At 44.7% G+C, this 13202-nt stretch carries 16 protein-coding genes; 12 read left to right on the top strand and 4 right to left on the bottom strand.

The window, feature by feature from the left end; all coding sequences use genetic code 11:
* Nucleotides 1-7: 7 nt before the first annotated feature.
* The 3 genes from nqrF (at nt 8) to nqrM (ending at nt 2624) form a co-directional block, all read left to right on the top strand.
* Nucleotides 8-1240 carry an NADH:ubiquinone reductase (Na(+)-transporting) subunit F gene (gene nqrF / locus ACM0P2_RS16795; protein WP_159120457.1) on the top strand — a complete coding sequence of 411 codons (1233 nt, stop codon included), beginning with the start codon at nt 8-10 and terminating at the stop codon, nt 1238-1240.
* A 115-nt stretch (nt 1241-1355) separates the two neighbouring features.
* Complete coding sequence (locus tag ACM0P2_RS16790) at nt 1356-2381, top strand: FAD:protein FMN transferase (protein WP_105930387.1); 1026 nt, start codon at nt 1356-1358, stop codon at nt 2379-2381.
* A 9-nt stretch (nt 2382-2390) separates the two neighbouring features.
* Nucleotides 2391-2624, top strand: coding sequence for a (Na+)-NQR maturation NqrM (nqrM, locus tag ACM0P2_RS16785; RefSeq protein ID WP_419226852.1), 234 nt, complete (start codon nt 2391-2393; stop codon nt 2622-2624).
* Nucleotides 2625-2724: 100 nt separating this feature from the next.
* Here nqrM and ACM0P2_RS16780 read toward each other — a convergent pair whose 3' ends face one another.
* Entirely contained in the window at nt 2725-3978 is a 1254-nt protein-coding gene (locus ACM0P2_RS16780; protein ID WP_159120458.1) for a type II toxin-antitoxin system HipA family toxin, read from the bottom strand.
* Nucleotides 3975-4280 carry a hypothetical protein gene (locus tag ACM0P2_RS16775; protein ID WP_020744337.1) on the bottom strand — a complete coding sequence of 102 codons (306 nt, stop codon included), beginning with the start codon at nt 4278-4280 and terminating at the stop codon, nt 3975-3977. The genes ACM0P2_RS16780 and ACM0P2_RS16775 overlap by 4 nt, the downstream gene beginning before the upstream one ends.
* A 446-nt stretch (nt 4281-4726) precedes the next feature.
* Between ACM0P2_RS16775 and dinB the strand changes: the two genes are divergently transcribed.
* The 3 genes from dinB to ACM0P2_RS16760 all read left to right on the top strand — a co-directional run bounded on the left by dinB (nt 4727) and on the right by ACM0P2_RS16760 (nt 7219).
* The gene (gene dinB, locus ACM0P2_RS16770) at nt 4727-5800 is read left to right on the top strand and encodes a DNA polymerase IV (RefSeq protein ID WP_159120459.1); all 1074 of its coding nucleotides are present in this window, start codon (nt 4727-4729) and stop codon (nt 5798-5800) included.
* 216 nt (nt 5801-6016) lie between these two features.
* Entirely contained in the window at nt 6017-6265 is a 249-nt protein-coding gene (locus ACM0P2_RS16765) for a DUF1653 domain-containing protein (RefSeq protein ID WP_159120460.1), read from the top strand.
* 63 nt (nt 6266-6328) lie between these two features.
* A complete protein-coding gene (locus ACM0P2_RS16760; protein ID WP_159120461.1) occupies nt 6329-7219 on the top strand; it encodes an MBL fold metallo-hydrolase in 891 nt (296 codons plus the stop codon).
* A gap of 82 nt (nt 7220-7301) precedes the next feature.
* On the opposite strand, the gene ACM0P2_RS16755 is transcribed toward ACM0P2_RS16760, so the two are convergent.
* Complete coding sequence (locus ACM0P2_RS16755) at nt 7302-7520, bottom strand: VF530 family DNA-binding protein (RefSeq protein WP_159120462.1); 219 nt, start codon at nt 7518-7520, stop codon at nt 7302-7304.
* Between the two features lie 85 nt (nt 7521-7605).
* Nucleotides 7606-8277 carry an HTH-type transcriptional regulator RutR gene (gene rutR, locus ACM0P2_RS16750; protein ID WP_159120463.1) on the bottom strand — a complete coding sequence of 224 codons (672 nt, stop codon included), beginning with the start codon at nt 8275-8277 and terminating at the stop codon, nt 7606-7608.
* A 310-nt stretch (nt 8278-8587) separates the two neighbouring features.
* Between rutR and rutA the strand changes: the two genes are divergently transcribed.
* From rutA to ACM0P2_RS16720, 6 genes are all read left to right on the top strand, one after another.
* Nucleotides 8588-9676 (top strand): pyrimidine utilization protein A, encoded by a 1089-nt coding sequence (gene rutA / locus ACM0P2_RS16745; protein ID WP_159120464.1) that lies wholly within the window; start codon nt 8588-8590, stop codon nt 9674-9676.
* Complete coding sequence (gene rutB / locus ACM0P2_RS16740) at nt 9676-10407, top strand: pyrimidine utilization protein B (protein WP_159120465.1); 732 nt, start codon at nt 9676-9678, stop codon at nt 10405-10407. Before rutA ends, rutB begins: the two co-directional genes overlap by 1 nt.
* Nucleotides 10408-10622: 215 nt before the next feature.
* Nucleotides 10623-11006 carry a pyrimidine utilization protein C gene (gene rutC, locus ACM0P2_RS16735; protein ID WP_159120466.1) on the top strand — a complete coding sequence of 128 codons (384 nt, stop codon included), beginning with the start codon at nt 10623-10625 and terminating at the stop codon, nt 11004-11006.
* A 58-nt stretch (nt 11007-11064) separates the two neighbouring features.
* Nucleotides 11065-11901 carry a pyrimidine utilization protein D gene (gene rutD, locus ACM0P2_RS16730; protein WP_236547232.1) on the top strand — a complete coding sequence of 279 codons (837 nt, stop codon included), beginning with the start codon at nt 11065-11067 and terminating at the stop codon, nt 11899-11901.
* Nucleotides 11902-12010: 109 nt separating this feature from the next.
* On the top strand, nt 12011-12631 hold the full coding sequence (locus ACM0P2_RS16725; RefSeq protein ID WP_159120467.1) for a malonic semialdehyde reductase: 621 nt from the start codon (nt 12011-12013) through the stop codon (nt 12629-12631).
* A gap of 22 nt (nt 12632-12653) precedes the next feature.
* Nucleotides 12654-13184, top strand: coding sequence for a flavin reductase (locus tag ACM0P2_RS16720; protein ID WP_159120468.1), 531 nt, complete (start codon nt 12654-12656; stop codon nt 13182-13184).
* Nucleotides 13185-13202 lie beyond the last annotated feature (18 nt).

Here is a 13202-nt window from a genome sequence, read left to right as displayed (position 1 = left end):
CATATAAATGAATAATGTAGAAATATATCTAGGCGTAGGCATGTTCATTGCCATCGTTCTAGCGTTGGTATTTATTATCATGTTTGCCAAGTCTAAATTGGTACCAAGTGGTGATGTAACCATCACTATCAACGGTGACCCAGACAAGGCAATCAAAACTGCACCGGGTGGTAAGCTACTTGGTGCACTAGCTGACGCGGGTTACTTCGTATCGTCTGCGTGTGGTGGCGGTGGCTCATGTGGCCAGTGTCGTGTAGATGTACACTCAGGTGGCGGTGAAATTCTTCCGACTGAACTAGACCACATCACTAAAGGTGAAGCACGCGAAGGCTGCCGTCTTTCATGTCAGGTTGCGATTAAGCAAGACATGGAAATCGAACTGGAAGAGTCTGTATTTGGTGTTAAGAAGTGGGATTGTGAAGTTATCTCTAACGATAACAAGGCAACATTCATCAAAGAACTTAAGCTTAAAATTCCTAACGGTGAAAGCGTACCTTTCCGTGCAGGTGGTTATATTCAGATTGAAGCGCCAGCTCACCACGTTAAGTATAAAGAGTTCGAGATTCCTGAAGAATACCGCGGTGACTGGGAGCGTTTTGGCTTCTTCGACATCGAGTCTAAAGTAGACGAAGAGACTATTCGTGCTTACTCAATGGCGAACTACCCAGAAGAAGAAGGCATTATTATGTTGAACGTGCGTATCGCTACGCCGCCACCTAATAACTTAAGCCTACCTGCTGGTAAAATGTCATCGTACATTTGGAGCCTGAAAGAAGGTGACAAAGCGACTATCTCTGGTCCATTCGGTGAATTCTTCGCGAAAGAAACTGAAAACGAAATGGTATTCGTAGGTGGTGGTGCTGGTATGGCCCCAATGCGTTCACACATCTTCGATCAACTTCGTCGTCTTAAGTCTAAGCGTAAGATGAGCTTCTGGTACGGTGCACGTTCACTTCGTGAAATGTTCTACACAGAAGACTTCGACGAGTTAGCAGCAGAGAACGATAACTTTGAGTGGCACGTAGCACTTTCTGATCCTCAACCAGAGGACAACTGGGAAGGCTATACAGGGTTCATTCACCAAGTACTTCTAGAGAACTACTTGAAGGATCACCCTGCACCAGAAGACTGTGAGTTCTACATGTGTGGACCACCGATGATGAACGCGGCCGTAATCAACATGCTTAAAGATTTAGGTGTTGAGGACGAAAACATCATGCTAGATGACTTCGGTGGCTAAGCTACCAAGCTAACAAGCAATCTAAAAAAGGGGCGAAAGCCCCTTTTTTGTATAAGCTTAACGCGCAACGTACATCTCGCCTCAAGGCTGTGTACATGTTAGTAAGGACAACAATGTGATTCGATTTGCAATTCGAATTTTTCTCGCTTTTTTTGCTATAGGTATTCTTTTACTAGCAAGCTGTAGCGATGACAAAACGCCTGTGGTACACCTTCAGGGCCAAACTATGGGTACTACCTACAATGTGAAATACCTTGTAGCTGAAACGCCGGTAGAAGGCTTACAGGCTGAAATAGACGCCCGTCTTGTTGACGTTAATAAGATGATGTCGACCTATGACCCTACATCAGAGTTATCAAGGTTTAATCAATACCGCTACACCGATAACTTTGCTGTGTCGCCAGATACACTTACCGTGGTAAATGAGGCACTGCGCTTGGCAAACCTCAGTGGCGGCGTACTCGATGTAACCGTTGGTCCACTGGTTAACCTATGGGGCTTTGGCCCAACAAAGCGCCCTGAAAAAGTACCGAGCCAGGCAGACATCGACGAGATTCGAGAGTATGTAGGATATAAGAAGCTATTAACCACGCCGACGGGCTTAAAGAAAAGCCACCCAATGTTGTACGTCGACTTATCTACCATTGCTAAAGGGTTTGGCGTTGATGAAGTGGCAGAGATCCTTGAAAAGCACGGTATTGAAAACTACCTTGTGGAAATAGGCGGTGAAATGCGCGTGAAAGGCGAGCGTGGCGACGGCAGTGAATGGCTTATTGCTATTGAAAAACCGGTTACTACTGAGCGCGCTGTACAAAAAGTGGTGTCTATTGGTACTAACGCAGTGGCAACATCCGGTGATTATCGCAACTATTATGAAGAAGACGGTGTTCGTTATTCGCACCTAATCGACCCCACAACGGGAAAACCAATTTCCCATAACTTGGTGTCGGTCACAGTTGTTCACCCATCATCTATGACGTCAGATGGTTTGGCGACTGCGTTTAATGTGATGGGATGGGAACAGGCGATAGCGGTTGCAGAGCAAGAACAGCTTGCCGTATTTCTCATTCGTCGCACAGATGACGGATTTGAAGAGTATGCGTCGCCAGAATTTGATAAACTGGTCACAGTTCATAATTAGGGGGTAGCAATGTCTACATTCATTCTTGCTTTTGGTTTCTTTCTTACTATGGTTCTGGCTATGGCCATCGGTTACCTAGTTCAGAAAAAAACGATTTCTGGAAGTTGTGGTGGCTTAGGCGCACTAGGTATTGAGAAAGCCTGTGACTGCCCAGAACCGTGCGATCGCAAAAAGTCGCGCATGGAAAAAGAAGAAGCCCGCCAGAAAAAGTTAAACGAGTGGAAACAAAATCAAATTTTTTAATGCTTAGTCTCTCGTTGGCTTAATATTTAAAAGCGCTGTTAGAGTAAATCGACAGCGCTTTTTTGTATCTGTTCACTCTGAGCTTAATCTTGTAATTATTCTAAACCCTAAATGCTTCCTGCATTCCAAGCTGTTCTTGCCTACTAATTCCGATACTAGATGCTACCGCTTCCCAGTTTTTCACTGAGTGCATCACTTCGTCATAGATTTTATTAGCTTCAGATTCTTTTAAATTAAAGTAATCAGCGACACTAAATGCTAAGCCATAATCCAGGTCATTTGACATGTCATCTATGTTTAGGTGTAAGCCGGTCTTATCGATAGACGGGTTTAAATCATAAGCAGGTGACAGTGCCCAACCTTTTTTTGTCAGTAAGAAGCCGTGATTGCGTAAATGGTCATCGGTATTAGATACTGCAATATTAAACACAATACGGCGCCACAACTGCGCTAAGTCTTTTTGAGTTTGCGAGCCATTCACGGTTAGGAATTCTGCTAACTCTAGGTAACTCGCATCTTCTGTTTCGCCTCTGCCGTCGTAGTATTGAAGCTGAGTCATGGCTGATGAAAAATGTATTCGCTGACCTTTATCTCGGTCAAATCGTTTAGTGATAAACGTATGATGAGTCGAGTTAAACTTTTGAATATCACATGGATACATGTCAATGCCAGCATCAAGGGCTAGCTTATGGCAGACCATTTCCCAAGCGCCGACATCTGTAGTGTCGTTACTATTGGGAAACTTGGCTATCCACAAATCATTGTTGTCATCTTGGGCACATGCTTTAGGGCGAGCACCACCTATTGAAGAGCCCGGCGCAATGAGCATGCTTAACCAACGGTAATACTCGTCACTATCAATGTTTTCATCGTTTTCGATCATCATTGAGGCATACTCTAGTTGTTTCAGTGACGCCATTGGCGGTGCGGCATACTCAGCATTATCATCTACGAAATTGCCCTCTGGGGATGTTTTGAATCGTAAACCTCCCATCCGGTAGGAGTCATGAACGCCAAGTAAATAATCCATGGCTGTCATTCTTGCGGTTTCTCTGTGGCCATTTTTAAAATCGAGAGCTGCACGCCGTTTCATCAATAACTCGCCCCAACGGTCTGGGCAAGAATCTAGAAACACGCGGAAGTTCCTATCACTTCTATCGTTATAATGCTCCCCTGAAGTTAATGCTAGTGACGGGTCGAGCTGCATGCGAAACGGAGACGTTAAAAAATCACTATCGTATTCAAAGCTAAAAACGCCACCTCGTGATGTTTCCTGAAATAAAAGGTGGCCAGCAAAAACAGGTTCTTTTATTGGAAACCAAGAAGCATAAACTTCAGCCGTTACTCGACTCATCGCTTTTTCTCCAATAACTTCATGTCTTGAAGTTTACTTCCCAACTCATCGTGCCCGGCCATGTCAGCAAAGTTACTTTCCATGCCGAACACCGCCATCACTTTTAAGTAAGCACCAATAGCAACACCAGGGTCGCCATTGAATACTTTAGTGATGGTCTTAGGGTCTAAGCCTGTACGTTCTGCTACCAATGATTTGGTGAATTCTCGGCGTTTCATAGCCAGAAATAAGTCTTCACCAAAAGTGGTGAGGATCTTCTTTTGTTTGGGAAACAGTTTTTTGTGACCAGCTACACTTGCCATACTCAACTCGCTAGGGATTATTTTCCCATAAATTGCATATTAATACGGATAATTATCCCTTATATATAAAATTATTCAAGTTTGATTTTTAAGGTCTTTGTTTTGGTTAGGTATAATTATCCCGTTAATTGCGTTTTAATATGGATAATTATCCTTTTCATCAACTATGTTTTCAGAAGTATCGAGCTGAACAGTAGGATATTCACCAGTGCGATACTTGTACCAACAAGGCCATGTATTTCTGTAGTAAAGAAACAAACGTAAAACTTGGCTTTATCTAGCCAGGTAAACCGACACAGAATGCATTTTCATAAAGCCGTTAATCATATGCATGTATCTTTAACTCTATCTAAAGTCTACAAGGAGATAGTGTAATTCAACGCAATTAGTAATATACTGTCTTTTTGTACAGTTTTACGTTTGTAGCGATATAGCAAAGGCAGGTAATGCGAAAAATTATCCACGTCGACATGGATTGTTTTTACGCCGCAGTTGAAATGCGCGACAACCCAGCCTTGCGCGATATTCCTATTGCCATTGGCGGCAGTGCCGACCGTCGTGGCGTTATCTCTACCTGTAACTATCCCGCCCGCAAATTTGGTGTACGTTCAGCCATGGCTACAGCGTATGCCCTGAAACTATGCCCAAACCTCACTTTAGTAAAAGGGCGCATGGATGTTTACGCTGCCGAGTCGCAAAAAATACGTAAGATTTTTGCTGACTATACCGACTTAATTGAGCCTCTATCATTAGACGAAGCCTACCTAGATGTTACCAACAGTGAGTTTTGTGGTGGCAGTGCTACATTAATAGCTGAAGAGATACGTGCTCGTATACAAAACGAACTAGGTCTTACCGCTTCAGCAGGAGTGGCGCCCTGTAAGTTTGTGGCAAAAGTAGCAAGTGATGAAAACAAGCCGGACGGCATTTGCGTGATAACGCCAGACAAGCTCGATGAGTTTGTGCGCGACATGCCGCTAAAAAAAATCCCGGGCGTTGGCAAAGTGACTATGCAAAAGCTGCAGCGCATGGGCTTAAATACGTGCAACGATGTTCGTGAGTATCCTTTTGAGCGCATTCAAAAAGAGCTTGGAAAATTCGGCAGTGTATTGTGGGAGCGTGCCCACGGGATCGATGAGCGTGAGCTATCCGTATCTCGTGAACGCAAGTCTATCGGCGTAGAACGCACGTTAAACGAAGATATACACACGTTCAATCAGTGCCTCGATTTTTTGCCGCACCTGTTTGAGAAGCTTCAAGAACGAATGGAAAATCATAAGAAGCGAACGGGCAAGCCTGTGCGTATTCGAACCCAGGGTGTAAAGCTCAAGTTTAATGATTTCCAGCTAACCACGGTTGAACATCGCTGCGCAACCCTAAATGAAGCTTACTTTCGCACATTGATGCAGGAAGCCTTTGAACGGGCAACAGGGCGAGGTATCCGTCTTGTGGGCGTGCACATAGGGCTTGCGGCCGTTCAATCAACTCAGCAATTAGTTTTGCCTTTTGAACAGATTTAGCTAAAGGTATCATGCATTTTTTAATGCTCGTGCGCTGCAGCTGCAATATAGTCGCTTGTTATACTTAGTGCGGCGAAGTTGTGGGGCATACCGCTAATGATATCTTGCGTTGCGAAAGCACAGGCTAGTGATTTGGTAGCCAAGGCATTTTATCTGCGGCACTCAAACAAAGCAGCCAACAACTGCTATTTTATTACTCTTTTAATGAAGAACATTATGAACTCAAATCAACTTAAAACCCCAGGTCGCTATAAGCACTACAAAGGTAATTTATACGATGTTTACGAAGTAGCCACCCATTCAGAAGACGAAAGTAAATTAGTGGTATATCGGCCGTGTTATGGCGAAAAGGCGTTATGGGTTCGCCCTTTGGATATGTTTGTTGAGTCAGTGGATAAAGACGGAGAGACACTCCCTCGTTTTGCTTATGTGGGTGATATTCCTGATGACGAAAAAATGATCTAATTGTGAAATTCGGTCATAGTGTAAGAGGTCTTATTTAAACAGGCTTTCTACAAGGAAATAATAATGGAAACTGCACCTCGCTTTAGCGCGCATGTCATGGCCGCACTTATTGCTGCTAGCCCTTTGGTCTATTCAACGATTAACCCTGCAATTGCACAAGATAGGTTTGCCGATGTCGAAGTTAAAGCGACGGCAATAAAGGGCTCTGTGCACATGCTTACGGGAGCTGGCGGAAATATCGGCGTATCAGCTGGGGAAGACGGCGTTTTGATCATTGACGATCAATTTGCGCCACTTGCTGAAAAAATAGCGGCGCAGCTTGGGGAGTTAGGCAGCGATAAACCTAAATATGTAATAAACACCCATTATCACGGCGACCATACTGGCTCTAATGCGTTTTTTCATAGTCACAAAGGTGCGACTATTCTTGCCCATGAAAATGTGCGTGTTCGTCTAGCTAACGATGAAAAAGTAAAACCCGAAGCCCTGCCAACCATCACTTATGAAGACGGGATTAAAATTTACTTTAATGGTGAAACACTTCACGTAATGCATTTAGCCGTCGGCCACACCGACGGTGATAGCGTAGTGTGGTTCGAGCAACCCAACGTCATGCACACGGGCGACTTATTCTTTAACGGTCGTTTTCCCTACATTGACCAAGGCGCAGGTGGCAATGTCGTTGGCTATATGGACTCAGTAAAGCAGCTATTGACTAAAATAAATGAAGAGACGGTTATCATTCCAGGTCACGGTGATATTAGCAATAAGCAAGAATACACCGCGTTTTTAGCTATGATCAGCGAAACTTTTGACTACGTGAAAGCACTTAAACAAGACGGAAAAACCCTTGATGAAGTGAAAGCGATGGGCTTAGATGAAAAATGGGCTGATTGGAGTTGGAATTTCATCAATGAAGAGAAGTGGATAACGACGCTCTACAAAGACGCCTAGTAAAAAATAACAGTGGGGTCAGAGTCAGGACTCTGACCCCCAATAAAATATGTTGCATTGTAAAACGCGGCTTTATCAGCGACTACTCACTAAATGTTTGAATATATAGCTGCTCTACTTTATCTCGCGCCCACTGTGTTTTTCTAAGAAACTTAAGTGACGACTTAATCGATGGGTCGTTGTTAAAGCAGTTCACCTTTATGCGGTAATACAATCCGTCCCAGCCGTAGCGCTCATGAAGCTGTATCACGACTTTCTCTAGCGTTAAGCCGTGAAGCGGGTTATTGGGTTGTTGGTTCATAGTATAGCGCTGCTCTGTCTTAATTCGAACTGCTAGTTTATCACGAACAATGGGGTCAGAGTCACAACTCTGACCCCATTCCTCTTTAAGGCTTTAGCCCGCCTAAAATAATGTGCTGAATGTTGCTTAGCGTGCTTTCAAAGAAAACGGGATCGCTTAAATCTTTACCTGTTACGGCTTTTATCTGCACGCTAAAATCGGCGTAGTGCTGCGTAATAGCCCAAATGCTGAATATCAAATGTATTGGGTCGACAGGTTTTAACTTACCTGCTTTTATCCATTCGTTAATGACGGCGCTTTTTGCATCCAGCAATGTTTTAAGCGGCGTTTCTAATTCTTTTATTAAAAGTGGCGCACCTTGTACTACTTCCATACAAAAAAGCTTAGATTCGGCTGGGTTATCTCTCGACATTTCAAGTTTTACTTTAATGTAGTTGCTTAGGGTTTCTATAGGGTCTTGTTCTGCTGAAAAGCTTTGAAGGGGCGTTAACCATACATCCAACAGGTGGGTGATAACCGATAAGTACAATCCATCTTTACTTTTAAAGTAATAAAGCAAGTTACTTTTTGAGACATTCGCTAACTCGGATACTTGCTCTACCGTCGTACCGCTAACGCCGTTTTTTGAAAATAATGATAGCGCTGCATCCATAATTCGGGTGCGCTTTTCTTGAAGCGCTTGTTCACGCCGCTTTTGAGTTGTAGGGCTAAACGCTCTTGCTGTTTTTGTATTTTCGTGACCTTCAGTTTTACTCACTTCTCATCTCTTCTTAACCGAGTTCTCCGCGATTTGATACCTAGTTTACGTGGACTTTTCGTTGCTATAAACCCATTCGCACAAATATGCACCAATTAAGTTCAATTGCACTGGACTTGGTGTTCCAATTTGAACCAATGGGTCCAATTTAAACTTTGAAATTGATTAAGTTGCTGAATTTTATGAATTTAATAATTTGGCCTGCTTTATGCTGTTCACCATGTATACCGCCACTTCAATGTTTTGAATTCGGCAACCTTAAAAAAAGCGGGGTTAACCGCTTAAAACGCATACAAGCAGAGGGAACAACATGGATATAGGTGTATTTATTCCGATTGGTAACAACGGCTGGCTAATTTCGAAAAATTCGCCTCAGTTCAAACCATCATTCGATCTCAATAAAGAGATTGTAATGAAGGCAGAAAAGTACGATATGGACTTCGCGCTCTCTATGATCAAGTTGCGCGGTTTTGGCGGTGAAACCGAATTTTGGGACTACAACTTAGAGTCGTTTACGTTAATGGCAGGCCTTGCCGCCGTGACCTCAAAAATTCAGCTATATGCCACAGCTGCCACACTCGTCTTGCCACCTGCGATCATGGCGCGTATGGCCAGTACCATCGATTCTATTTCGAACGGCCGTTTTGGGGTCAACCTTGTTACCGGATGGCAGCGCCCTGAATATTCGCAAATGGGTATGTGGCCGGGCGATGAATTCTTCGGTAACCGCTACGAATACCTAGATGAATACATTCAGGTAGTAAAAGAGTTATGGGAAACCGGAAAAAGCGATTTTAAAGGCGAGCATTTCCAAATGGATGATTGTCGCATGCTGCCCAAACCACAACGAAAAATTCCACTTATCTGTGCGGGCCAAAGCGCAGCTGGCATGGATTTCTCGGCCCGTCATGCCGACTATAACTTCTGTTTTGGCAAAGGTGTGAATACACCTACCGCATTTGCTCCCACCGCAGCGCGCTTAACCGAAGCGGCTGAAAAACACGGTCGCAGCGTGGGGTCTGCTGTACTCATCATGGTTATTGCCGATGAAACCGACGAAGCAGCCATGGCGAAATGGGAAAGCTATAAAGACGGTAAAGATCAGTCAGCGTTAGATTGGATGGCAACGCAAGGGGCCGCTGATAAGAAATCGGGTAAAGACACTAATATTCGCGATATGACCAACCCAACCTCAGCGGTAAATCTGAATATGGGCACGCTGGTAGGGTCTTACGAATCGGTGGCTTCTATGCTAGATGAAATTGCCACAGTGCAAGGTTGTGAAGGCGTATTGCTAACCTTTGATGACTTCCTTAAAGGCATGGATGATTTTGGTACTAGAATTCAGCCGTTAATGAAATCCCGTCAGCACTTGCTTAGCACATCGGGAGCAGCCTAATGTCTGCCGGTGAAGTATTTGAAGTATCGGGGTGCTTTCAAGCACGCCAAACAGGGCAGCCCGTACTGCCGGCTAAACCTGAGCCTTTAACCCTAAACCCATCTGAAACCGCCGTGATAGTTGTGGATTTGCAGAACGCTTATGCCAGTAAAAACGGTTATTTAGACAAAGCGGGGTTTGACGTTTCCACTACGGCGCCTGTCATTGAAAATACCATTAAGGTACTGGAAACCGCACGGGCTGCAGGCATGCCGGTGGTGTTTTTACAAAATGGTTGGGATGCCGACTATAAAGAAGCAGGCGGCCCGGGTTCGCCTAACTGGTATAAGTCTAACGCCCTTAAAACTATGCGCAAACAGCCAGAGTTAAAGGGAAGTTTGCTTGCCAAAGGAACCTGGGACTACGCACTTGTAGACGCACTAAAGCCTCAAACCGGCGATATCGTTATCCCCAAAACCCGTTATAGCGGTTTTTACAACACCAGTTTAGACAGCATGCTGCGCGCCCGGGGTATTCGCAACTTAGTGTTTACCGGCATTGCCACCAACGTGTGCGTGGAATCTACGCTGCGCGATGGCTTCCATCTGGAATATTTTGGTGTGGTCCTCGCTGATGCCGCTTATCAAGCAGGTCCGCCAGATATTCATGAAGCGTCTCTTTTTAATATACAAACGTTTTTCGGTTGGGTCTCTACCACGGCGCAATTTTGTGAGGTGTTTAAGTCTTCTTAGTTTCAAAGGCCCAGCCGTGAGCTCACGGCACGTAAAGCGAAAACCCATTTAGCTTCAACCCATAGCAGCTATTAAAAAGTGGGAAGAAAGCTTAAAAAGCGAAAACCGATAAGAGTAAAAATGAAGGGCAACAAATAGCGCTGCCTTTATAAAAAACTAGCTAAAGCAGTACTAAAAGCACTGTGTAAATAGCGCAAAGAATGAGGAATGTAATTATGCCAAAGAAAGCCATTATTCCAGCAGGTACATCAACGCCAATCGCTCCTTTTGTACCGGGCTCTATGGCGGACAATATTCTCTATGTGTCAGGCACTTTGCCTTTTGACGAAAACAATGACGTAGTGCATGTAGGTGATGCAGAAGCGCAGACTCGCCATGTGTTAGAAACCATAAAAAGTGTTATTGAAGAAGCGGGCGGCACTATGGATGACGTCACCTTCAACTCAATTTTTATTACCGATTGGGACGATTACGCCGCGGTAAACAAGGTATACGCCGAATACTTCCCGGGTGAAAAACCAGCCCGTTATTGCATTAAGGTTGGGCTAGTAAAGCCTGAAGCCTTAATTGAAATCGCCTCTACAGCACACATCGGGTAAGCAGTTATGTTCGGACTTCCCATTAATTGTGCCCATTGGTTTTATGTAGGTGAGCTTTATGCCTTCTAACGTGCAGACAAGCGGAGTTGATACGCACAAGGGAGTGCATTACGACATGCACTACGAATTTCACGGATTGACATCGCCCGACGCGCCAACTGTTGTTTTCAGTTCAGGGCTAGGCGGGGCTGCTAAGTTTTGGCAGCCCCAACTCTCTGACTTTCCCCAAAACTACCGAGTGATCACTTACGACCAGCTTGGAACCAACAAAAGTGTGGGTGACTTGCCAGCGAACTACAGTATTTCTGACATGGCAAATGAACTCGCTGCACTACTGAAAAAACTGGAAGTGCAGCAATGTCACTTTGTTGGTCATGCACTTGGTGGGCTGGTGGGCCTAGAGCTAGGGTTAACTCAGCCAAACTTACTGCAAAGCCTAGTGCTAGTAAACGCATGGAGTAGCCCCAACCCGCACACCTTGCGCTGCTTTGGTATACGTAAAGCCTTACTCGCTGCGGATAGGAAAGACATGTATCTACAGTTGCAGGCGCTGCTGCTGTATCCCCCTGATTGGATAGCGGCTAATGCACAGCATTTAGATGATGAAGAGGCGCATTTACTCAATCATTTTCCCGATGTAGATAACTTGCTAGCTCGTATCGGCGCGCTAAGTGCGTTCGATATCGATGACAAGCTAGCCACTATCACTACACCAACGTTAGCGCTTGCCAATAAAGACGACACCTTGGTGCCGTGGCAGCGCTCAAAAATACTAGCTGATGCCATGCCTAACGCAGAGTTATCGGTAATGGAATATGGCGGTCATGCATCGAGTATTACGGTGCCTGAGGCATTTAATAAATTGGTGTTGGGATACTTACAGCGCATAGCTTAATTGTTCACAAGTAAGCACCTTAGATAAGCGCCTCAGAACAATGCGCTCAAGAAAATACCTGGGTGGCTAAGACACTGCCTAGCAATTTGAAAACTGGAAAGACATAGAAATGACGGTATCAGAAAAAACTGAATATGAAACAAAAGGCCCTATTAGCGAAAGTGGTCTAGCCCAGCTATTTAGCGGCGCACACACGCACACTACATGGCTCGATAAAACGATAGAGGAAGCCCTGCTTAAGCAGCTTTATGACTTAGTTAAAGTTGGTTCGACATCAGCAAATTGCAGCCCGGCGAGATTTGTTTTTATTACGTCAGATGAAGGGAGAGAAAAACTTAAACCATGCCTTTCTAGCGGTAACGTAGAGCAAACCATGACAGCACCTTGCACAGTTATCGTGGCCTACGATGAAGAGTTTTACGAAGAACTTCCTACGTTATTCCCTTATGCAGATGCGAAAAGCTGGTTTACTTCAAGCCCAGAAGCGGCCTATGAGACTGCCATGCGCAATAGCTCTATGCAGGGCGCTTACCTAATTAGCGCCGCTCGTGCACTAGGTCTTGATGCTGGCGCCATGTCTGGTTTCAACCCCACATTACTTAACGAGACTTTCTTTTCCGATAGCACGTGGAAGGTAAATTTCTTACTTAACATTGGCTATGGCGATGGAAAGAAAGTGCACAAACGTTTGCCTCGCTTAAGTTTCGAGCAAGCTTGTCAAATATTGTAACGCCAACACAAAGGATATTTGTATGACTATTACAGCAATAAAAAACGCAGTAACAGAAGTGCTACCCCCGGTAACTCCAGAAGCTTATCGAGAAGGTATGTCGAGTTTAGCAGCAGCGGTAAACGTCGTTACAACAACTGGCCCAGAAGGGCGTGCTGGTTTTACAGCAACGGCAGTGTGCAGCGTAAGCGATAGCCCAGCGACCTTACTGGTGTGTTTAAACCGAGGTGCGTCTGTGCATAAGGTATTTAAGAACAGCACGCATCTAGTTATCAATACGCTAACCTCGCAGCATCAGTTAATTTCAAACACCTTTGGTGGTAAGGCGCCTATGAGTGAACGCTTCGAAATTGGCGAGTGGGTGGAATCTACGACCGGCTGCCCTAGGCTTGCTGATGCTGCCGTGAGCTTCGATTGTATTATTACAGAAGTTAAAAGTGTGGCCACTCACGACGTTATCTTTTGCCAAGTGGTAGATATCAAGCAAGACCCAGAAGCCGACGCGCTTTTATATTATCAACGCGGCTATCACAGCGCTTGCAAAGACGCATAACTAAAGGATTAGACAAAT

It is taken from the genome of Alteromonas sp. OM2203 (assembly GCF_048517045.1).
Lineage (GTDB): Bacteria > Pseudomonadota > Gammaproteobacteria > Enterobacterales > Alteromonadaceae > Alteromonas > Alteromonas gracilis.
This window is presented reverse-complemented; position numbering and strand designations above follow the sequence as displayed.

Coding starts and splice junctions, on each gene's coding strand:
- nqrF (WP_159120457.1), top strand. CDS start 8: ATGAATAATGTAGAAATATATCTAGGCGTAGGCATGTTCATTGCCATC.
- nqrM (WP_419226852.1), top strand. CDS start 2,391: ATGTCTACATTCATTCTTGCTTTTGGTTTCTTTCTTACTATGGTTCTG.
- ACM0P2_RS16780 (WP_159120458.1), bottom strand. CDS start 3,978: ATGAGTCGAGTAACGGCTGAAGTTTATGCTTCTTGGTTTCCAATAAAA.
- ACM0P2_RS16775 (WP_020744337.1), bottom strand. CDS start 4,280: ATGGCAAGTGTAGCTGGTCACAAAAAACTGTTTCCCAAACAAAAGAAG.
- dinB (WP_159120459.1), top strand. CDS start 4,727: ATGCGAAAAATTATCCACGTCGACATGGATTGTTTTTACGCCGCAGTT.
- ACM0P2_RS16765 (WP_159120460.1), top strand. CDS start 6,017: ATGAACTCAAATCAACTTAAAACCCCAGGTCGCTATAAGCACTACAAA.
- ACM0P2_RS16760 (WP_159120461.1), top strand. CDS start 6,329: ATGGAAACTGCACCTCGCTTTAGCGCGCATGTCATGGCCGCACTTATT.
- ACM0P2_RS16755 (WP_159120462.1), bottom strand. CDS start 7,520: ATGAACCAACAACCCAATAACCCGCTTCACGGCTTAACGCTAGAGAAA.
- rutA (WP_159120464.1), top strand. CDS start 8,588: ATGGATATAGGTGTATTTATTCCGATTGGTAACAACGGCTGGCTAATT.
- rutB (WP_159120465.1), top strand. CDS start 9,676: ATGTCTGCCGGTGAAGTATTTGAAGTATCGGGGTGCTTTCAAGCACGC.
- rutC (WP_159120466.1), top strand. CDS start 10,623: ATGCCAAAGAAAGCCATTATTCCAGCAGGTACATCAACGCCAATCGCT.
- rutD (WP_236547232.1), top strand. CDS start 11,065: ATGCCTTCTAACGTGCAGACAAGCGGAGTTGATACGCACAAGGGAGTG.
- ACM0P2_RS16725 (WP_159120467.1), top strand. CDS start 12,011: ATGACGGTATCAGAAAAAACTGAATATGAAACAAAAGGCCCTATTAGC.
- ACM0P2_RS16720 (WP_159120468.1), top strand. CDS start 12,654: ATGACTATTACAGCAATAAAAAACGCAGTAACAGAAGTGCTACCCCCG.